Origin of the sequence: Paenibacillus sp. IHBB 3054 (assembly GCF_051594305.1) — a bacterium.
GTDB lineage: Bacteria > Bacillota > Bacilli > Paenibacillales > Paenibacillaceae > Paenibacillus_AQ.
In genome coordinates this window covers 73,753-94,183 of sequence record NZ_JBOFBG010000013.1, presented here as the reverse complement: position 1 = coordinate 94,183, position 20,431 = coordinate 73,753, and the positions used below count along the sequence as shown (strand labels likewise).

Below are 20,431 nucleotides of genomic sequence, written 5' to 3'. Positions count from 1 at the left end.
GTCTATGGTTACTGCAATGAAAGAATCCAGGGGGGATAAGCTGTTTCTGATCAGCACCTATATTTATTTATGTCTTGCGCTGGTGGTTGTCCTTTATCCGCTGATCTATATTCTCAGCGCTTCAATCAGCTCCCCGCAGGACGTCAATTCGGGGGCCATGTGGCTGTTTCCGAAGAATGTGACTCTGGACGGCTACAAGCTTGTTTTTGAGAACCCTAAGATATGGAATGGTTATTTGAACACAATTATCTACACGGCGGTAGGTACCTTGCTCAATCTCGCCGTTACCCTGCCGGCCTCTTATGCGCTCAGCAGATCTGATTTTGTCGGACGCCAGCTGTTTATGGGCATCATTCTGTTCACGATGTTCTTCAGCGGCGGACTGGTGCCGACGTATCTGCTGATCAAGAACCTGGGCCTCATTAATAGTATGGGTGCTTTGATACTGCCGGTGGCCGCTTCAGTCTGGAACATCGTCGTGGCCCGCACATTTTTTCAGACGACCATCCCTAAGGAGCTGCAGGAGGCGGCACACATTGACGGCTGTACGAATCTGAAGCTGTTCATCCGCATTATTTTGCCGCTATCCGCACCGATTGTAGCCGTTATGGCCTTGTTCTATGGTGTAGGCCACTGGAACAGCTATTTTCCGTCCCTGATCTATTTGAATGATGAAGCCAAGTATCCGCTGCAGATGGTTCTGCGCCAGATCCTTGTCCTTCAGGAAATGTCGGCCGAAACCACGGGGGCCGCGATTAACAGCGAGGTGGCGATGGCCATGAATTCGAAGGCAGAAACGGCATCGCTGATCAAATATGGAGTCATTGTCGTCTCCACCCTGCCCATTGTGGCTGTCTATCCGTTCCTGCAGCGTTACTTTGTCCAAGGGGTCATGATTGGCTCTGTCAAAGGGTAAGTGTATAAAATGTAATGATAATAAGGGAGGAATCATCTATGCAGACCACACGTAAACCATGGAAGTTTCTGCTGTCTTCAGCTGTGATCCTGACACTGCTGGCAGGCTGCGGCAATTCGAAAGAAGGGGCAGCGAACAGCGGTACCGCAGAAGTCACTGTGAGCAAGGAAGGATTTCCGATTGTAAGTGAACCCGTTACGTTAACGATGCTGGCACCGGATGTAGGGATTCAAAACTGGGAGAACATGGCTGTGCTTCAGCAGATGCAGGAGCTTACCGGCATTACGCTGGAATACCAGAATGCGCCGAAGGACAGCTTTGAGACTAAAAAGAATCTGGTGTTTGCGAGCGGGGATTACCCGGATATTTTTTATGCTGCCGGTCTGACGACTGCAGAACAGATGAATTATGGAGAGCAGGGTATCCTGATTCCCCTGGAGGATCTGATTGATGAATATGCCCCGAACTTCAAGGCGCTGCTGGAGGAGAATCCCGATGTCCGCAAGTCGATTACAGCACCGGACGGGCATATTTATTCCTTGCCGGTGGTGGAGCTCAGCCAGCATTGGTACCGCAACCCGATGTGGTATAACGGGGATTTCCTGAAGGCGCTGAATATTGACAAGCTTCCTGAAACGACCGAAGAGCTGTATACCTATCTGAAGCGCGTGAAGGAGGAAGATCCGAACGGCAACGGCGTCGCAGACGAAATTCCCATCTCCTCGGTGACGACAACCGCAGCGAATCTCCGCGATATCCGCACGTGGCTGCTGGGCGCTTTCGGCATCTATGAGGAAGAAATCTACGTGGATGACAGCGACACGGTGCATTATACACCGCTTGAGGAAGGCTTTAAGGAGTATTTGACCTATATGAACCGTCTGTGGTCCGAAGAACTGCTGGACCAAGAGAGCTTCTCGCAGACCGCAGAGCAGAAAAAGGCTAAGGCGCAGGACAACCGCGTTGCCCTGTTCTCTGACTGGCATGCTTATATGACTAAAGGCGGAGAGCCTTCGACGGCAGATCCGATGTTTGCGCCGGTTCACAGCGAATCGGTTGCCGCCCCGGCTATTGCCAAGAACAGAGGGATTACTACCGGCGCGTTCGCCATCTCCGAGAGCAACCCGCAGCCTGAAGCCTCCATCCGTTGGGTAGATTATCTGTATTCCTATGAAGGCGCGCTGTTCTTCAATAAAGGGCCGGAGGGAACACTCTGGAATTACACTGATAAAGAAAATAGAGTCAAGGAGTACCTGCCTGTACCGGACGGCAAGGAAATGGAAGATTACCGGGCGACCTTGACGCCTAACTACGGCATCCCGGCCCCAACCCTCTCCATGGATGATATCAACAAGGGTCTGAAGACGGACTTTGACCTTTGGGTGGAGCAGGAGACTAAGCAAAAGCTTCTCGATAAGGGAGCGCGGATTCCGTTCCCGGCCTTGTTCCTCACCGTGGAAGAGCAGACCGAAATCAGCAGTCTGAATTCGGATCTGAGCACGTATGTGAAGCAGATGGAAGCGAAGTTCATCACCGGTGCCGAGCCGCTCTCCGGCTGGGATAATTATGTGGCGACTGTCAAGAAAATGGGCGGTGAGCGTGTGGCCGAGATCAATCAGGCTGCATATGACCGCTGGAAATCCAACTAATTCAGGTCTTTTGTGCAGAAAGGTGCTGTAGAAATGATCTATAAGGATAAAACACGCCCTGTGGCGGATCGTGTACAGGACCTGTTGCAGCGCATGACACTTGGAGAGAAGGCTGGGCAATTAGTCCAGCCTTTCGGGTGGCAATGCTATGAGAAGCGTCCGGACGGAACCACGGGTATGACGGAAGCCTTCAAGCGACAGGTCGCAAGCGGAGGCGTTGGCTCTTTGTATGGAACTCTGCGTGCAGATCCATGGACTGGCGTCACACTGGAGACGGGCTTGTCCCCGAAGGAGGGGGCGGAGGCGGTTAATGCCATTCAGGCTTATGCCATGAAGGAGAGCCGTCTTGGCATTCCAATCCTGTTTGGCGAGGAATGCTCACACGGGCATATGGCTATTGGTGCGACTGTATTTCCAGTGCCGCTGGCCCTGGGTAGTATGTGGAATCCCGAATTGTACCGGGAGATGTGCCGGGTAGTGGCACTCGAGACCCGCAGCCAGGGCGGAGCGGCGACCTATTCGCCGGTGCTGGATGTGGTGCGGGATCCGCGTTGGGGGCGGACAGAGGAGACTTTTGGCGAAGACCCGTTCCTGATTGCCACGATGGGAGTGGAGGCGGTAAAGGGATTGCAGGGCGAACGGCTGGATGCAGATGACTCCGTTCTGGCGACTCTGAAGCATTTCGCCGCCTATGGCAGCTCGGAAGGCGGACGGAATTCCGCGCCCGTGCATATGGGGCTCCGCGAGCTGCATGAGGTGGATCTGCTGCCCTTCCGTAAAGCGGTGGAAGCCGGAGCCTTGTCTATTATGACCGCTTACAATGAAATTGACGGTGTTCCTTGCACGACGAACCGTTATCTTCTGCAGGATGTGCTGCGGAAACAATGGGGCTTTGACGGGTTCGTGATCACGGATTGCGGAGCGCTGGGCATGCTGACGAACGGGCATAACACAGCGGACAGCGGGGAAGCGGCGGTGGCCCAGGCGCTGCTGGCCGGAATCGATATGGAGATGTCGGGGGAGATGTTCGAGAAGCATATTTCCGACGCTATCCAGCATGGACGGCTGCAGGAGTCCGACCTGGATCGCGCTGCTGCCCGGATTCTGGAGCTGAAGTTCAAGCTCGGGCTGTTCGACCGTCCTTTTGCCGATCCTGAGCAGGCCGAGCGGACGATAGGCAAGCCGGAGCACCGGGAACTGGCGCGGCGTATTGCCGGCGAGAGCATTGTTATGCTGAAGAATGAGGGCGGAACGCTGCCGCTAAGCAAGCGGATCGGGAAGCTCGCAGTTATAGGACCCAATGCGGACGCATCGTACAATCAGCTGGGCGATTATACCTCGCCTCAGCCCAAAGGCGCTATTGTCACTGTGCTGGACGGGATTCGAAATGCGCTGGGCGACGAGCTGGACAGAGTGCTGTATGCTCCGGGCTGCCGGATTAAAGGCGATTCCCGGGAAGGCTTCGCGCATGCGCTGGCCTGTGCATCCGAGGCTGATGCCGTTGTGCTGGCGATTGGCGGCTCAAGTAGCCGAGACTTTGGCGAAGGGACGATTGATCTGCTCACCGGTGCTTCTGTCGTGACCGAACATTCCTGGAGCGATATGGAGTGCGGCGAGGGCATTGACCGTGCCACACTGAATCTGATGGGCGTGCAGCTTGAGCTGGTGCAGGAAATCCACAAGCTGGGTAAGCCGCTGATTGTCGTCTATATCAATGGCCGTCCGATTGCCGAGTCATGGATTGTAGAGCATGCCGATGCCATTATGGAAGCCTGGTACCCCGGTCAGGAAGGCGGGCATGCCATTGCCGATATTCTCTTCGGCGCAGTGAACCCTTCCGGGCGGCTGACCATCAGTATTCCGAAGCATGCCGGTCAGCTCCCCGTGTATTACTACAAGCGGCGGACGAGAGGCAAACGGTACCTGGAGACGGACTTTAATGCCGAGTATCCGTTCGGCTACGGACTTAGCTTCAGCGAATTCAAATACAGCAACTTGAAGGTGGAGCCCTCCGTCATTTCTGCGGATGGTGAAGCGCGTGTATCCGTTGATGTAACCAATTCAAGTGCCCGGACGGGGAGTGAGGTGGTTCAGCTGTATATTTCAGACCTGGCCTCCAGCATAACGCGTCCTGAGAAGCAGCTTAAGGCCTTCCGCAAGATCAGCCTCCAGCCGGGAGACATGCAGACGGTTACGTTCAAGGTCGGCAGGGAGCAACTGGAATACGTATCGGCAGATTTAACACGGATCGTTGAGCCAGGGGAATTTACGATCATGGCGGGACCTCACTCTGCAGAATATTTGACGGCACCGCTCCATGTCAGGGAGGAGGGCTGAGCTATGAAGCGTATGAACCGTTTTATCGGCTGGCTGGCGGAAGGCCAGTGGGCGGAGAAGATAGAGCTGAAGGAATGGAGTCTGCGTAAGTCCCGCTACGTCTCTCCCGGCTTATTCGAGCACGAAGAGGAGCTTCATCAGAATTACAAGATATCACGGCTCGACGGAGGCTATGGCACCACGTATTTCCTTCAGCATCAGGTCGCGGTTCCGGAAGACTGGCCGCGCGAAGAGATTGCACTGCTCTATCTGGGCCGCGGGGAAGGCCTCCTGAGTATTAATGGAGTGCCGCACCATGGCCTGGACAGCAATCATTGGTTCATTCCTCTGCCTCCCGGCGCTGCAGGAGAGGATCTTCAGCTCGGCATTGAGCTGTATGATCCGGTGCCTGAGCCTGAGGATCCCCTGAACCGCCAGGCGGTGATTAAGCCGCCGCTGACTGGGATCGAAATCACACTCGTGCGTGTGAATCCTCCCGTATACAGCCTGCTGCATACGGTGAAGACGGCGCATGAAGCGGCCCTGCTGCTGCCTGTAGAGGATGTGCGCCGCATACGTACCCTGAAGGCGCTGGAGCGGGTGATGGATACGCTCTACATGAAGGAGCATCTGCTCCATGACGGCAATTCCGTCGCAGGTGCTGAACAGCAGCTGCGGGCGGAGGTAGCGGCGGAAAGGTCAGAAGGGTTGTCCGCCGGGACGATGCACATGGTGGGCCAGTCGCATATTGATATTGCCTGGCTGTGGCCGGTCCGGGAAACGGTACGCAAGGTCAGCCGGACCTTCTCTACGGTCTGCGCATTGATGGATAAGTATCCGGACTTCCGCTACTCCCAGAGCCAGCCACAGCTGTATGCCTTTGCTAAGGCGAACTATCCGCAGCTGTACGAACGGATTAAGAAACGGATTGCCGAGGGGCGGTGGGAACTGGTCGGAGGCATGTGGGTGGAACCGGATTTAAATATCCCGAGCGGGGAATCGCTGGTGCGGCAGATGCTGTATGGTCAGGGCTTCTATATGGAGGAATTCGGCAAGCGGTCCACGATTGAATGGCTGCCTGACACCTTCGGCTATTGTGCTTCTCTGCCACAACTGTTGAAGCAGGCTGGAATTGATTATTTCATGACAACCAAGCTCGGCTGGAATGATACCAATCCCTTCCCGCATACGCTGTTCCACTGGGTCGGCATTGACGGAACGAAGATCGTGGCCTATCAGAACCACGGGGTAAACGAGCATACCCATCCGAAGGATGTCCAGGAGCACTGGCAGGCCTATGCCCAGAAGGACCGGCATGATGAGCTGATGCTGCTTTATGGCCACGGTGACGGCGGAGGAGGGGTCACCCATGAAATGCTGGAATACGTGGCCCGTACCGGCCTGACGCCGGGCCAGCCAGTCAGCAGATTCTCTACTGCGGAGGCTTTTTTCTCGGAGATCAGCTTGCGCCAGCCGGAGCTTCCCGCGTGGCACGGCGACCTCTATCTGGAGCTTCACCGGGGAACGTTCACTACACATGCCTTTAATAAACGCAGCAATCGCAAAGCGGAGGTCCTGTACCGGCAAGCAGAGATCTGGAGTGTACTCGCGGAAAAGAGCGGGCTTCTGAAGCATCTGGAGCCGGAATATCCGGAGCTTGCCGAAGGATGGAAGCTGCTGCTGCTTAATCAGTTCCATGACATCATCCCGGGTACTTCAATTCCGGAAGTGTACACTACCTCGCGGGAGCAATACGCGGGAATATTCAGCCTGGGCCAGCAGGTGCTGGACACTTCACTCCGTGCATTGGCAAGCGGAGTGGATACTTCGGAGGAGGGCCGTCCCTATGTGGTCTTCAACAGCCTGGGCTGGGAGCGGACGGAGCTGATCCGGCTTGAGGGGGACAGCAGTCTGACTGCGGTGCAGGCGTTCGATGAAGACGGCTTGCTGGATAGCGAATGCTGGAACACGGATGGAGCCGGCGGCAGCTATACGCTGGCAGTCCGGGTCCGCAGGGTCCCTGCCTTTGGCTGCCGGACATTCTGGCTGCGGGAAGCGGAACAAGCCGGCGGACGGCATGAGCCTCAGGGACAACTCAGCGCCGGAGAAGCCTTCCCGGAGCAATGGGAGACGGAGCATTATATTCTTAAGTTTAATGAAGACGGGGAAATCAGCCGCTGGTACGACAAGAGTGCCAGCCGGGAGCTGCTTCAGCCCGGGCAGACCGGCAACCAGCTGCAGTTCTATCATGATACTCCCCCTCTATGGGATGCCTGGGACCTGGACCCGCGTTATGAGCAGCAGCCTGCAGGCCGGGCGAAGCTGCTGGACCGGCAGGTCCTGGTCAGCGGACCTGCACTGACGGTGCTGAAATTCCGCTGGCAGCTGAATGAATCCCTGATTGAGCAGGAGATCATTCTGCCCCGGCACAGCCGCAGGGTAGATTTCCAGACCCGCGTAAGCTGGAAAGAGGAGCACAAGGTGCTGAAGGCTGCTTTTCCGGTGGACATTGTGGCCGCGAAGGCTACGTATGAGATTCCGTTCGGAGCACTGGAGCGTCCGACCCACCGCAACACCAGCTGGGAGCAGGCACAATTCGAGGTCTGCGGCCACCGCTGGGCGGATTTGTCCGAGGGGGGCTATGGCGTCAGTCTGCTGAATGACTGCAAATACGGCTATGACATCCATGACGGAGTGCTGCGCCTCTCACTGCTGCGCGCCCCCCGCTGGCCGGACCGCTATGCGGATCAGGGGGAACATGAGTTTACGTATTCTCTGTATCCCCACGCTGGCGAATGGCGTCAGAGTGCTGTTGTGCGGGAAGCGGCGGAGTTGAACGAACCCTTGCTGGCGGTCAGCGAAGAGTCTCATCCCGGCAGCTATCCGGGTACCTATGCCTGGCTTGGTTTTCAGAGCGGGCATGTGGTGCTCGATACGATCAAGAGTGCAGAGGACGGCAGCGGGACCGTTGTCCGGCTGTATGAATCCGCAGGCAGCAGAGATACGGCCGTGCTGAACTGGAAGGCTGATGATATCCGCGCCTGCCGGGTGAATCTGCTGGAGACTGAGACGGGTCCCGTGGAGTCTTCCGGTGGAGTTATACCGCTTTCTTTTAAACCCTATGAGGTTCAAACAATCAAACTATACCATGAACATTATTCGCAGGAGGAATAGACATGCAAATCACAAGACATCCGAATAATCCGATCGTCGTCCCTGGCGGTTATGAATGGCGAAAGGTTACGGTCTTCAATCCTGCGGTCATCATCGATAACGGGAAATTCTATATGATCGAGCGCACCGCAGGTTCTCTGACCCCGTGCAAGAACTTTCTGGGCCTGCTGGAGAGCGAGGACGGCGTGAACTTTACCCACGTGAAGGATGAGCCGATTGTGACACCCGATATGCTGGGATTTCCTTACGGCAGTGTGCAGGACCCGCGGATTGTCAAAATCGACGGAACCTTTTATCTGAACTATGCCCTGCGCCCCTGCGCCATGAGCTATTATCCTACCGGGGCGGGTGTCCCGGAGCGCTCCATTCCGGAATACCCGGATGGCTGGGGGGAAGAGGAGGGACATTGGCTGACCCGGTCATCCATTCTGAAATCGGATAATCTGCTGGACTGGGAGTTTGTTGCGGACACGACACCACTGGATATCAATGACCGGGATAATATTCTGTTCCCTGAGAAAATAGGCGGCAAATTCGTGCTGCTGCGCCGTCCCGAGGAATACGTGGGTGAAGCCTACGGAACCGAGAAGGCGGCCATGTGGATTACCTACTCCGAGGATCTTATCCATTGGGAAGAACCCAAGCTGCTTGCCACAGCCGGGAATCTATCCTGGGAATCGCGGAAGATCGGAGGCTCTACACCTCCGGTACGTACGGACAAGGGCTGGCTGGTGCTCTATCACGGCGTCGATGAGGATATTGTCTACCGTGTAGGAGCCATGCTGCTGGATTTGGAGCAGCCGGAGAAGATCATTGCCCGGACACATAATTTCATTATGGAGCCGGAGACGTATTATGAGAAATTCGGTTTTCAGATCCCCAATGTCATCTTCCCGACTGGAAATGTAGTCAAAGACGGACTGCTTTACATCTATTACGGGGTAACGGACACGGCGATTGCGCTCGCAACCGTTCCACTGGATGAGCTGGTAGAGCATATCCTGAAGGAAGCACAGTAGTAAATAACCCCACAAAGTGGGGCCTTAGCTTCAAATATAAGAATTTATATGCTTCGCATTGTAAATTATCCTTCTATTTCTCGCTGAAACGATACCGTCCTACAAAAAGGACGGCAAAGCAGTTTCCACTTGGATGTTTTCTCAGGTACTTTGCAGGGGCCCCAAAACATATAAAGAAAGGGCGGAAGCTTCGCCAATTTAAACCGGTCTTTTCGCAGCAGTTCCCTTCAAGGCATGGTCCTTGCGGTACTGTCCCGGCGTCAGACCGGTTTCTTTTTTGAACTTGCGGATGAAATTCGGCGCATCCAGATAACCCACCTGCTCAATGATTTCCTTAAGCGGTGCACTCGTATTCTCCAGCAGCCGGATGACCTCATCCACCCGCCGCTGCCAGATATACTGTGAGAAATTGCTGCCGGTCTTCTCTTTGAAGCTCCGGCTTAAATATGAGGTCGATATGGCGAACTTCAGCGCCACATGCTCCAGACTGAGTGTATAATCCGCGAATTGCTGGTCTACGTAAACAAGTATGTCGTCCATTAATGTGGACTCACCTGTCTCCGTATTCCGCTCAACCTGCTCGCAGATGGCGGTGGCCAGAGAGCGCAGGCGGCTCTCCAGCTCTTCGAGAGTCTCGAAGGAGGTTAGTCCCGGCATATCTGCGAACACTTCGTCCATACCAAGCTCGGAGGCCGTGCGCAGAAAAGCGTTCAGCAGATCGAAACAGATGCAGCGCAGCAGACCAGTCTGCAGCGGCTCATCCTTAATTGTGTCGATGGTGTCAGCAATCATTTGCCGGGCAACGGATTCATTGCCCTGCTTAAGGCTCTGCTCCAGCTTCAGCATGGAGTTGCGTGGAATCCAGAAGTTCTCAGCGGCAGGCGGATTCGGCTCGGTCAGCTGCTCAAAGTAGGTCACTTGCCCGCTGCGCCGGATCATCCGGTGCTCCAGCGCTGCAGCGGCTTCGATGAAGGATTGATTGAGCCGCGCCAAGTCCCTGTAGGCCATGCCGACACCGATGCTCAGCGCCAGCTGCGAGTGCTCGCGAATCACAGCTTGAACAGCTTCAATAACCTGCTCCATGCGGCTCTGAACCGGTCCGTCCTCATCGCCGGGAAGTGAAATAATCAGGGCAAACTGGTCCTTGGCTGAGAATTCAACACCGAAAATCTGGGCATCAGGACCGGGCAGGCATATATTGCTGAGCATCTCCTGCAGCAGATGGCGTTCATGCGAGGAGCTGGCGCCCGGCACAGTGTTATCCCAGGACAGGATGGCCGAGAAATAGAGGTCTTGTCCTTGCGGATGCCTAAGGCCTGCGCTAAGAATCATCTGTTCAATCTCGGGATCATCCGGCTTGCCGTGCTTGAGCAGCAGCAGCATACACTGATTGCGGACAAACGGCTCCTGCAGATCAATTCTGGCACTGTACTCATGAAGCGTTTGCCGGATCCATTCCCATTCGTTACGGAGCTTGAGAGACTCGTTGCCGCTGCCTCTCAGCTTGGCGAACTCCATCAGATCCTTGATCGGATGGTACTGGCGTTTGGCCAGCAGCAGAGCGGCCGCTATGCCGGTGATGACCGTAATACAGAAGACGAGCAGGATCAGGGTCTGGACATGGGCAACGCGGCTGAAAAATTGGAAGCTTGGCATCGTGGTCACGTAGGTCCAGCCATTTTCTTCGGATTGTACAGAGACAACAGAATACTGTTCACCGTCCAGCTCGAGACTATGTATGCCCGGCTCAAGTGTAGACAAGGTGTTCAGTTCCTCCTTGGGCAGGTTGACGCCGTGGCTGTTCGTGGTCAGCACCTCACCGGTGGCGCTGAAGATATAACTGCTTCCCGAGAAATTCCTGAGAATCGAATCCATGACGCCGGTCAGCTTCGATTCTTTCATCAGGTACACGACGGTCCCATAGGGGAACGGATCATTCGGTTTAACCGGAACGAGCATGACCAGCATGGATTCCTTGCGGGAGTTGACAGTCACATTCTCCGCAGGACGCATCAACGGCTGTCTGGTCTCGTTAAGCGCCTGACGTATGTTTTCCGGGCTCCAGTGCTCAAATTGGTAGAGGGTATTGAACGCAACATTAAGATCGGCCAGCCCGCGGTAAGAATAGATGTTGGAATCATCATGAAAATAGAGAAAGAGGTCTTCCGCAATGCTGCTGCTGGCTTTGTAGTTCGCCAGCGCCTGGATCGCCTCCAGGCTGTAGTAAGGATGTCTTACCATGTAGGGAGTGAGATGTCTATCATAGGCAATTCTGCCCGAAATTTCCTGAAGCTCGACCATACGGGTATCTATAGTGTTCTTCACCTGGTTGAGCTGGTTGACATTGGATTGCTCAATTTCGACACGGAGGCCCTTTACAGCGTTTTCATAGACGAAGATAGTTACGGCGGTTAAAGGAATAAGGAACATGAGGATATAGGATAAAGCATACTTCATCAGCAGTTTGGATTTGAGATGATTCCAGTTCAACCGGAATCTGGCGAGCAAGGATGACTTGAGTGCAGATTTTGCCATTATGCGTCCCTCCAGCGTTAAGATGTTCAAATTAGAATTATTTAAATAATAAATCACTGTTCTCTTCTTGATCAAACTTATGCTAATATAAACATTATAACATTATAATCTTTAATATGGAGCAGCAAGTTAAGTTTAAATTCAAATATGCTGCTATCCGGGTTGAAGAAGGAGATGGGAAGAGTGGGCACAGAGAATGTGCTGCGCAATTTGCAGCTTGTTGACGGGCGAATGGTTGATATCGCCATCCGGGACGGGATCATCAGCGCCATTACACCGCCAGGCCAGGCTGAAGGAGAGACCGGGCTGGACTGTTCAGGGTTATATGGATCCAGCGGATGGATTGATTTGCATGTGCATGCCGTGCCTGAGCTTGATCCCTATGGCGATAACATCGATGATATTGGTGTGAAGCAGGGGGTAACGACGCTGGTGGATGCCGGAAGCTGCGGTTCAGACCGGATCGGGGCTTTTTATACTGAGAGTCTGAAGGCTGCAACACGAGTGTTTGCGTTGTTGAATATATCACGGATTGGGCTCGAACGGACAGATGAGCTGTCCCAGCTGGAATGGATTGACCGGGCCAAGGCCCTGGAGGCGGCAGCGGTTTATCCTGAATTCATTGTCGGTCTGAAAGCCCGCATCAGCCAAAGTGTCGTCAAAGACAGCGGCATAGAGCCGCTCAAGCTGGCACGCAGACTGTCGGAAGAAACGAAGCTTCCGCTCATGGTGCATATCGGTTCCTCTCCGCCGGCTATTTCCGAAGTGCTGGAGCTGCTGCGGCCGGGCGATGTGATCACCCATTATCTTAACGGCAAGTCCAATAATTTGTTTCATGCGGACGGCACACCGCTGCATGGGCTGCTGGATGCTTCCGCCCGCGGGGTTCATCTGGATGTGGGGCATGGCACCGCGAGCTTCTCCTTCCGGATTGCAGAGCAGGCCAAGGCGGCAGGCATTGCGCTAAATACAATCAGCACAGATATCTACCGGGGCAACCGTCTGAACGGGCCGGTGTACAGTATGTCGAACGTGCTGACGAAATTTCTGTATCTCGGCTACGGTCTGGAAGAGGTCATCCGCGCAGTCACAAGCAGCGCAGCGGAGTGGCTGGGCAAGTCGGAGCTTGGGCAGATCAGAGTAGGCCAGCAGGCGAACCTGACCTTGTTTGCCCTGGAGGCAGGCGAGAAGCAGCTTAAGGACTCGGAAGGCGATGTCCGGGTCGCGCACCACTATATTGAGGCAAAAGGAGTCTTTATAAATGGGTCACTCATTACATGCTAGATATGGATTGAAGCGCGTTATTAATGCCAGTGGAAGAATGAGTATCCTTGGCGTATCCGCACCAACAGATACGGTTATGGAGGCGATGAAGCAGGGCGGACAGCAGTATGTGGAAATTGCGGACCTTGTGGACAAATCCGGAGATTACATTGCCCGGCTGCTAGGTTCCGAAGGCGCGGTTGTCGTGAATTCGGCATCCAGCGGCATCGCGCTGTCGGTGGCGGCCATCGTGACCGGCGGAGATCCGCGGCTCAGCCTCCGGCTGCATCAGGAGCCGGTACTGAAGAACGAGATTATTATGCTGAAGGGTCATAATGTGCAGTATGGAGCTCCGGTCGAAACCATGGTATTCCTTGGCGGAGGCCGGGTGGTGGAGGCCGGATACGCCAATGAAGGCCGCAAAGAGCATATTGAGCAGGCGATCTGTGAGCGCACCGCAGCCATTCTCTATGTCAAATCCCATCACACCGTTCAGAAGAATATGATTTCCGTGGAAGAGGCCTGGGAGGTTGCGGGGCGCAGAGGGGTGCCGCTAATCATTGATGCGGCTGCGGAAGAGGATCTGCTGAAGTATGTCCAATATTCCGATCTTGCCATTTACAGCGGCTCGAAGGCAATTGAAGGTCCGACCTCAGGCATTGTCGCCGGCAGAAAGAAATATGTCGAGTGGCTAAAGGTACAACTGCACGGGATCGGCCGCAGCATGAAGGTCGGCAAAGAGACAACCTTCGGGCTGCTCCAGGCCCTGGATGAATATCAGGTCAAGGCCGACAGCAGCGAATTGGAGAAAAAGGCTCTGGAGAGCCTTCAGCCGTTGGCCGAGATGCCCGGAGTTTCGGTCCGCATCGTGCAGGATGAAGCGGGCAGAGCCATATTCCGTGGACGCATCCAGATTGAGTCCTCCGCTGCGGGGGTGGATGCCAAGACCGTCAATGACGGGCTGCGTGAAGGTGAGATTGCGGTGTATACCCGGGACTATGGCGTGAAGCAGGGCTATTTCGATATCGATCCAAGGTCTCTGCAAGGGGATGATCTTCAGGTCATCGTAAGCAGAATAAGCGAAATCGTGGGGGGTAAACCGAATGAGTAACATTCAGCAGCGCTTGTATAAGAACAGAGCCGCACTTAATGTCTTGGCAGGCGGCATTGAGAACGCCAAGGAGATTTATGCGGCCGCGGAGGGGCATGTTCTGGTAGGCGTGCTCTCCAAAAATTACGCCACGGCGGAGGAAGCGGCAGCTGCCATGACCGAATATGGTCAAGCTATACAAGATGCCGTATCCATCGGTCTGGGAGCCGGAGACAACCGGCAGGCGGCAGTTGTGGCGGAGATTGCCAAAAGCTATCCGGGAAGCCATATCAATCAGGTATTTCCGGCAGTGGGGGCGACCCACGCAAATCTGGGAGCCCAAGGCAGCTGGATCAACAGCCTGGTCTCTCCCTGCGGAAAGCCGGGCTATGTAAATATTTCGACCGGTCCCATCAGCTCGGGGAACAAGCCGCAAGCCATTGTGCCGGTTCATGCCGCCATTGCACTGGTTCGTGACATGGGTGGCAATGCGCTCAAATATTATCCGATGCAGGGGCTGAAGCTGGAAGAGGAGTACCGTGCGGTTGCCAAGGCCTGCGGGGAAGCCGGCTTTGCTCTGGAGCCTACGGGTGGAATCGACATGGACAACTTTGGCCCCATCCTGGAGATTGCGCTGCAGGCAGGCGTGCCGCAGGTCATACCGCATGTCTATTCCTCGATTATTGACCCGCAGACCGGGAATACGAACGTAGAAGATGTCCGCAGACTGCTCGAAACTATGAAATCGCTGGTGGATCAGTATGCCTAGGATTGCTGCTTTTGGCGAAGTGATGATGAGGCTGCAGGTTCCTGGCTATGAAACGCTGGTCCAGAGCAGCAGGCTGGAGTACTCTTTTTCCGGAAGCGGGGTTAATGTAACGGCAGCACTGGCCAGATATGGCCATGGCGGTGCTATCATAACCACCTTGCCGGAAACTCCGGTAGGTGAAGCGGCGATCGCTTATCTGCGCAAGCTTGGGGTGGATACGTCACTGATCAGCCGGGGCGGCAAGCAGCTGGGGATGTACTTTCTGGAAAATGGCTTTGGAGTCCGCCCCGGCAGAGTTACTTACACAGACCGGCTGGGCAGCAGCTTCAATACCGCCGAGGCGGGCAATTATGATATGCCAGCTCTTGCCTCCCGTGTAGACGTCCTTCATTTGTGCGGCATTACGCTGGCTATGAATGAAGGAGTGCGCAAGCAGATGAAGCAGCTTGCTGCGGAGGTGAAAAGCGCCGGAGGCAAGGTTGTCTTTGACTGCAATTACCGCCCGGGGCTATGGGGTACGGATGACTATGCCAAGGCCCGCCCGCATTATGAAGATCTGCTGGAGCTGGCGGATACGGTGATGATGAATGAAAAGGACGCGCAGTTTATTCTTGGCATCGGAACTGGAGAATATGATAGAATAACACAGTTGAAGCAAGCAATTCCTGAAGTGGCGAAGCGATTCGGAATCGGAACGGCAGCGGGAACCCACCGTGAGATTAATGCTGACAATACGCATTCCTTAACGGGATATATCTATCATCAAGGTACATTCGAGTTTTCCCGTAAGCTGACCTTCCCTGTATTTGACCGGATTGGCGCCGGTGATGCTTTTGCCAGCGCCATCATCCATGGGGAATTGCAGCAGTACCCGTGGCAGCAAACTGTTAATATGGCAGCAGCGGCGGCGATGCTGGCCCACACCACCCAAGGCGACACTGCACTTTTTACCGAGGGTGAGGTGCTCCGGGCGTTGTCAGACCATACCTTAGATGTTGAAAGGTAGTGAACGGCGCGTGTCCCTGAAACGCAAGCAAGGTCCTTTATATCAGCAAATTCAAAAAATCCTCAGAGACCGGATTCTGCACGGTGTATATCCTCTGGGGAGCATCATTCCCTCCGAGCCACAGCTGGAAAAAGAATTCGGTGTCAGTAAAATGACGGTCCGAGGCGCGGTCCAGGAGCTGTCCCAGGAGGGCTATGTACAAAAGAAAAGCGGCGTCGGAACCATTGTGATGCGCAATACCTCCTATCAGAAACTCTCCAAGGGCAAAAAATTTACTGAGCTGCTCGTAGAAGAGGGACATAAGCTGGAAAAAAGACTGCTGGTGTCTGAGCTCATTACGAATGATGCCGGTACGGAGGAATACCATCGCCACGGTCCGTATTGCCAGCGGATCGAACGTCTCTACATTCTGAATGGACAGCCTTATATTCATCTGATACACTTCCTGACAGCAGACGCGCTGCCCGGCGGAGGTGCCAAAGAAATGGGTGCGGATATCCAGTCGCTGTATGACTCTTTGGAGGAGAACGACATTGTGCTGGAGAACTTCAAGGACCGTTTTTTTGTGGAGCCGGCACCTCCTGAGGTCTGTCTGCTGCTGAAGCTTCCACCGGGGACGCATGTGCTCAAGCGCCTGCGCAACTCCTACGATGGGGAAGGCAGGCTGATCGAACACAGCGTTGGCTGCTATAACACAGAGCTTCATCATTATCTGGTCAGTTATGACACTTAAAGCTGGCGGTAATACGGAATAAGAGTATTGGTGAATAAGTTCAATAGCTGGAAAACTAATGAGGATCTAGTTCCTCCCAGACTCTCGTTGCTTGCGGCGGGAGTTTTTTTCTATGCGGGAAATACTCCATAACAAAAACCTGATGGTCCGAAGCGCTGAGTAATATGATAGAATGATAGGCAAAGTGCCAGCGAATTTGGTGCAACAAGTGAGTGCGAAGGAGAGAGATCATTGACGAAGATGAATTACCCGGTCATTGAAACGGACAGGTTGAAGTTAAGATTGCTGACGATTGAAGATCGTGAGGCGGTATTCCGCCATTTCTCGGAGGAAGAAGTAACGCGTTACATGGATATTCCGCCCTGCAGGGACATTAGCGAAGCGGATGAAATTATACAGTTTCACATCGACGATTCGGGCTGCCGCTGGGGAGTATTCGATAAGCAGCAGGATCAATTAGCAGGAACCTGCGGCTATCATTGCTGGACAACCGGACCTGAGGGCAAAGCAGAAATCGGCTTTGATCTGTCCAGAGACTTCTGGGGCAGGGGACTGATGACCGAAGCACTCCTTCCGGTGATCACCTTTGGTTATGAAGTGATGGGGCTTGAGGTCATTGAAGCTACAGTTGATCCGGGGAACGATAGATCCCTTCGCCTGCTGACAGCGTTGGGGTTTTGTAGAGATGAGGAGCTGGTAGACAATCTGGTATACTTCTCTATGCGGCGAGATCAATTTGCCGGCTAGACACTCTTGCCGCTTACGATTAAAGTCCGATACATAGCGATAAGGTCTGATATATAGTGAAAATGAAAGCGTTATCCACGGGAGGAAGTGCGCTTAAATCAACAGTTCCTCAAAATAAAATAAAACACAGTGGAATAATGAGATATTTTTCTTTTCAAATGACATGGTTTGTGAGAGAATAGTTTCAATTCTTAATTAAATTGTTAACGTTTGCCAATTATGAAAGGGAGGAAATACCCATGTCAGAAGACCGCAAGCTGTCGTTTGAAACTTTAGCCGTTCATGCAGGACAAGAGATTGATCCAACTACGTTATCGCGTGCCGTACCGTTGTATCAGACCACTTCCTACGGGTTCCGTGATGCGGAACATGCAGCCAATTTGTTCGCTCTCAAGGAATTCGGCAATATCTACACCCGGCTGATGAACCCGACCACCGATGTGTTCGAGCAGCGGATTGCCGCGCTTGAGGGCGGGGCAGGGGCGCTTGCCACAGCTTCAGGGGCAGCGGCGATTTCCTTCTCCGTGCTGAATATTGCCGGGGCCGGCGATGAAATTGTATCTTCCGCCAGTCTGTATGGAGGCACTTATAACCTATTCTCTACTACCTTGCCCAAGCTGGGCATCAAGGTTCATTTTGTGGATTCGGATAATCCTGAGAACTTCCGCAGTGCGATTACAGATAAGACGAAGGCACTCTACGCCGAAACGATCGGCAATCCGCAGGGAAATGTACTGGATATTGAAGCCGTGGCGGCCATTGCCCATGAGCATGGCATTCCGCTGATCGTAGACAATACGTTCCCGAGCCCGTATTTACTTCGTCCAATTGAATATGGAGCGGATATCGTAGTGCATTCCGCCACCAAATTCATCGGGGGTCATGGCACCTCGATCGGCGGGGTTATTGTGGACGGCGGCAAGTTTGACTGGAAAGCCAGCGGGAAATTCCCGGGGCTGACCGAACCGGACCCAAGCTATCATGGCGTAGTTTATACGGAAGCTGTAGGACCGATTGCCTATATTATTAAAGCCCGCGTGCAGTTGCTGCGTGATTTGGGCGCTGCGATTTCGCCGTTTAACTCCTGGCTGCTGCTGCAAGGGCTGGAGACTTTACATTTGCGTCTTGAGCGTCACAGCCAGAATGCGCTAAAGGTTGCACAGTATCTGGAAGCCCATGAGAATGTGGAATGGGTCAGCTATGCCGGATTGCCGAGCCATCCTTCCTATACACTTGCCCAAAAGTATTTGCCAAAGGGGCAAGGCGCAATCCTCACCTTCGGAATCAAGGGCGGAGCCGCAGCGGGTGTCAAGCTGATAGAGAATGTGAAGCTGTTCTCCCATTTGGCCAATGTCGGTGATTCCAAGTCACTGATTATTCATCCGGCGAGCACTACACATCAGCAGCTTTCTGCCGAAGAGCAGACAACAGCAGGTGTGACCCCTGAATTGCTGCGTTTGTCGATTGGTACGGAATCCATTGACGATATTCTGTATGATCTGGAGCAGGCGATTGCCGCCAGCCAGCAATAAAGACAGCACAGCAGTTGGACGAAAATAGTTACGGCCTGCAGCGCTTCGCTGCAGGCTATCAAGGCCTTTGCCATTATGCGGAGCCGTTTCCTTCATAATTATGAATCAGATTAATTCTAGGTGATTGTTCGCCTGCGTGATCCTGTTCATACTGTGACAGGACGGCGCATGGGGCAGATGGCCTTTTTGCATAGCTGAAGGAATGCAGAATATCGTTTCCCCTCAAAGCATATGCCTTACAAAAGGGAGCGCCGAGTGATTTCACGCTTCTGCAAACTCCGTTAAGAACTTACTCATTTGACAACGCTTGCATATTTTATGGCCCATTCCCGTATTTATAAAAAGAAGCAGCGTAACATGCCGGTGTCAACCTGTCCCTAAAACGGCGGCCGGCAGCAATCCAATGCCAAAAAGGTGGGTGCGGTGATGAAGGGTGAACAACAGCAGGATCATGTTCGGAGTAATGAGGAGCGCCCGTTCAAGTATAACGCCGGTGATCGGGCTATAGGAGTGGAGATGAGCCAGGCTGCATCCGTGGCTTCCGCTGCTGCGGAATTTATAGACGAAGGGGAGCGGCAAAAGGGAATGGGTCCATTAAACCGTGCTTATTTCAAGCGTCCGGGGGAACGTCCGGCCTTTCTGGTGCTGCGTGACGGATGTGAGGATCGCCCGCTCTTCCGGGAGGATGCCGGAACGGCTCCGGTGGGCCCTTGTCTGATCCGGAGCGAAGAGTGGTTCAATACTCCGGAGCTTGCCGAATTGTATGACAGCTGGTTGACGGCTGAGGATGAAGTCCAGACGGAACGGACATTGCAGCGGATCTATTACCGGCTGCGGGCCGCATCCTTGGAGCTGCTGGAGTCAGCAGACGGGGCCTGGACCGCAGTCGCTCTGCTATATACCCCGGAGCTTGCCGCGTTGCCTGCAAGGCTGGCCGTGCTTCAGGATGCGCAGCTCGAAGCGCTGTTCTCCGCTGTGGCGGAGAGCCAGCGGCTGGGCAGCGACTGCCGCGTGGATCTGCTGGCGCCTTACCCCGCCAGCGCGCCCGAATTCGCGGTGATACGCGAATTCATCGAGGACGTGGCCGAACAGACACTCGGCCACGCTTATGCGGCGGCTTGCCGCATCGGGGCGCTGATCGCGCCCGGTGCGCATTACGCCGCCGGGGAAATCGCGCGCATCGCCGATTTCCTTGTGCTGGACGGCGCGGCCTGCGGGCGCGCGCCGGAAGCCAGCTCCGCCGAGGGCTTTGCCCGTGCGGCGGGAGAGATGCTGGCCGCCGTGCGGCGCGTGAAGCCGGCGGCGGTGGTGCTCGCCGCGGGGGCACCGGCGGCGGCCGCGCTTGCCGATCTGTATGCGATCGGCATGAGCGGGATCTTTTGCAGCGCTGGCCAGCGGACCGAAGCGCTGCTCAGGGCAGCCTGCCTGACCTGGATGGCCCGGCAGGACCATAACGTAGACCCAGCCGCCGGCGGTTGGCTGTAGGATTTCCGGGCGCCCTTACGCTCTGGCAATAGCCGGCGACCGGGCGCCTGTCCAGCGAATATCCGCCATTTCATGCGGCGGCTCACCTATCCGTTATCATTGGTGTGCCTGTTCAAATGATTTCTGGTATGCGGGCGTCTGTGCAACGATTAGCCCGCATCCGGTATAAAACTAACTTCCCCGGCAGCTATTTAGCT

14 protein-coding genes are annotated in these 20,431 nt (G+C 54.5%); 13 read left to right on the top strand and 1 reads right to left on the bottom strand.

Going from position 1 to position 20,431, the window contains the following annotated elements; translation table 11 throughout:
* Window positions 1–4 precede the first annotated feature (4 nt).
* The 5 genes from ACQ76X_RS16425 to ACQ76X_RS16405 are packed head-to-tail and all read left to right on the top strand — an operon-like array spanning window position 5 to window position 9,074.
* The gene (locus tag ACQ76X_RS16425; RefSeq protein WP_438495039.1) at window positions 5–916 is read left to right on the top strand and encodes a carbohydrate ABC transporter permease; all 912 of its coding nucleotides are present in this window, start codon (window positions 5–7) and stop codon (window positions 914–916) included.
* A gap of 38 nt (window positions 917–954) precedes the next feature.
* Window positions 955–2,565, top strand: coding sequence for an extracellular solute-binding protein (locus tag ACQ76X_RS16420; protein WP_438495038.1), 1,611 nt, complete (start codon window positions 955–957; stop codon window positions 2,563–2,565).
* 33 nt (window positions 2,566–2,598) lie between these two features.
* Entirely contained in the window at window positions 2,599–4,902 is a 2,304-nt protein-coding gene (locus tag ACQ76X_RS16415; RefSeq protein ID WP_438495037.1) for a glycoside hydrolase family 3 N-terminal domain-containing protein, read from the top strand.
* Window positions 4,903–4,905: 3 nt separating this feature from the next.
* Window positions 4,906–8,055, top strand: coding sequence for an alpha-mannosidase (locus tag ACQ76X_RS16410; RefSeq protein ID WP_438495036.1), 3,150 nt, complete (start codon window positions 4,906–4,908; stop codon window positions 8,053–8,055).
* A gap of 2 nt (window positions 8,056–8,057) precedes the next feature.
* Window positions 8,058–9,074: a glycosidase gene (locus tag ACQ76X_RS16405; RefSeq protein ID WP_076114143.1), complete on the top strand. Its 1,017-nt coding sequence runs from the start codon at window positions 8,058–8,060 to the stop codon at window positions 9,072–9,074.
* 198 nt (window positions 9,075–9,272) lie between these two features.
* Here the strand turns inward: ACQ76X_RS16405 and ACQ76X_RS16400 are convergent, their stop codons facing one another.
* Window positions 9,273–11,609 (bottom strand): helix-turn-helix domain-containing protein, encoded by a 2,337-nt coding sequence (locus tag ACQ76X_RS16400; protein WP_438495035.1) that lies wholly within the window; start codon window positions 11,607–11,609, stop codon window positions 9,273–9,275.
* A 231-nt stretch (window positions 11,610–11,840) separates the two neighbouring features.
* On the opposite strand from ACQ76X_RS16400, the gene ACQ76X_RS16395 reads away from it, so the two are divergent.
* The 8 genes from ACQ76X_RS16395 to ACQ76X_RS16360 all read left to right on the top strand — a co-directional run bounded on the left by ACQ76X_RS16395 (window position 11,841) and on the right by ACQ76X_RS16360 (window position 20,234).
* Entirely contained in the window at window positions 11,841–12,893 is a 1,053-nt protein-coding gene (locus ACQ76X_RS16395) for an amidohydrolase/deacetylase family metallohydrolase (RefSeq protein ID WP_438495082.1), read from the top strand.
* The gene (locus ACQ76X_RS16390) at window positions 12,871–13,983 is read left to right on the top strand and encodes a DgaE family pyridoxal phosphate-dependent ammonia lyase (protein WP_438495034.1); all 1,113 of its coding nucleotides are present in this window, start codon (window positions 12,871–12,873) and stop codon (window positions 13,981–13,983) included. Before ACQ76X_RS16395 ends, ACQ76X_RS16390 begins: the two co-directional genes overlap by 23 nt.
* Window positions 13,976–14,731: a 2-dehydro-3-deoxy-phosphogluconate aldolase gene (gene dagF / locus ACQ76X_RS16385; RefSeq protein WP_438495033.1), complete on the top strand. Its 756-nt coding sequence runs from the start codon at window positions 13,976–13,978 to the stop codon at window positions 14,729–14,731. Before ACQ76X_RS16390 ends, dagF begins: the two co-directional genes overlap by 8 nt.
* On the top strand, window positions 14,724–15,737 hold the full coding sequence (locus ACQ76X_RS16380; protein ID WP_438495032.1) for a sugar kinase: 1,014 nt from the start codon (window positions 14,724–14,726) through the stop codon (window positions 15,735–15,737). Before dagF ends, ACQ76X_RS16380 begins: the two co-directional genes overlap by 8 nt.
* Window positions 15,724–16,470 carry a GntR family transcriptional regulator gene (locus ACQ76X_RS16375; RefSeq protein ID WP_179091875.1) on the top strand — a complete coding sequence of 249 codons (747 nt, stop codon included), beginning with the start codon at window positions 15,724–15,726 and terminating at the stop codon, window positions 16,468–16,470. Before ACQ76X_RS16380 ends, ACQ76X_RS16375 begins: the two co-directional genes overlap by 14 nt.
* 240 nt (window positions 16,471–16,710) lie before the next feature.
* Window positions 16,711–17,217, top strand: a complete 507-nt coding sequence (locus tag ACQ76X_RS16370; protein ID WP_438495081.1) for a GNAT family N-acetyltransferase — start codon at window positions 16,711–16,713, stop codon at window positions 17,215–17,217.
* Window positions 17,218–17,456: 239 nt separating this feature from the next.
* Window positions 17,457–18,749 carry a homocysteine synthase gene (locus tag ACQ76X_RS16365; RefSeq protein ID WP_076114148.1) on the top strand — a complete coding sequence of 431 codons (1,293 nt, stop codon included), beginning with the start codon at window positions 17,457–17,459 and terminating at the stop codon, window positions 18,747–18,749.
* Window positions 18,750–19,175: 426 nt separating this feature from the next.
* Complete coding sequence (locus ACQ76X_RS16360) at window positions 19,176–20,234, top strand: hypothetical protein (protein WP_438495031.1); 1,059 nt, start codon at window positions 19,176–19,178, stop codon at window positions 20,232–20,234.
* Window positions 20,235–20,431: the final 197 nt, after the last annotated feature.

Bases quoted from the DNA above. Each gene is read 5' to 3' on its own strand.
- ACQ76X_RS16365 (WP_076114148.1), top strand. From the start codon at position 17,457: ATGTCAGAAGACCGCAAGCTGTCGTTTGAAACTTTAGCCGTTCATGCA.
- ACQ76X_RS16425 (WP_438495039.1), top strand. From the start codon at position 5: ATGGTTACTGCAATGAAAGAATCCAGGGGGGATAAGCTGTTTCTGATC.
- ACQ76X_RS16375 (WP_179091875.1), top strand. From the start codon at position 15,724: ATGTTGAAAGGTAGTGAACGGCGCGTGTCCCTGAAACGCAAGCAAGGT.
- ACQ76X_RS16410 (WP_438495036.1), top strand. From the start codon at position 4,906: ATGAAGCGTATGAACCGTTTTATCGGCTGGCTGGCGGAAGGCCAGTGG.
- ACQ76X_RS16380 (WP_438495032.1), top strand. From the start codon at position 14,724: ATGCCTAGGATTGCTGCTTTTGGCGAAGTGATGATGAGGCTGCAGGTT.
- ACQ76X_RS16395 (WP_438495082.1), top strand. From the start codon at position 11,841: ATGGTTGATATCGCCATCCGGGACGGGATCATCAGCGCCATTACACCG.
- ACQ76X_RS16405 (WP_076114143.1), top strand. From the start codon at position 8,058: ATGCAAATCACAAGACATCCGAATAATCCGATCGTCGTCCCTGGCGGT.
- ACQ76X_RS16415 (WP_438495037.1), top strand. From the start codon at position 2,599: ATGATCTATAAGGATAAAACACGCCCTGTGGCGGATCGTGTACAGGAC.
- ACQ76X_RS16390 (WP_438495034.1), top strand. From the start codon at position 12,871: ATGGGTCACTCATTACATGCTAGATATGGATTGAAGCGCGTTATTAAT.
- ACQ76X_RS16400 (WP_438495035.1), bottom strand. From the start codon at position 11,609: ATGGCAAAATCTGCACTCAAGTCATCCTTGCTCGCCAGATTCCGGTTG.
- ACQ76X_RS16360 (WP_438495031.1), top strand. From the start codon at position 19,176: ATGAAGGGTGAACAACAGCAGGATCATGTTCGGAGTAATGAGGAGCGC.
- ACQ76X_RS16420 (WP_438495038.1), top strand. From the start codon at position 955: ATGCAGACCACACGTAAACCATGGAAGTTTCTGCTGTCTTCAGCTGTG.
- ACQ76X_RS16370 (WP_438495081.1), top strand. From the start codon at position 16,711: ATGAATTACCCGGTCATTGAAACGGACAGGTTGAAGTTAAGATTGCTG.
- dagF (WP_438495033.1), top strand. From the start codon at position 13,976: ATGAGTAACATTCAGCAGCGCTTGTATAAGAACAGAGCCGCACTTAAT.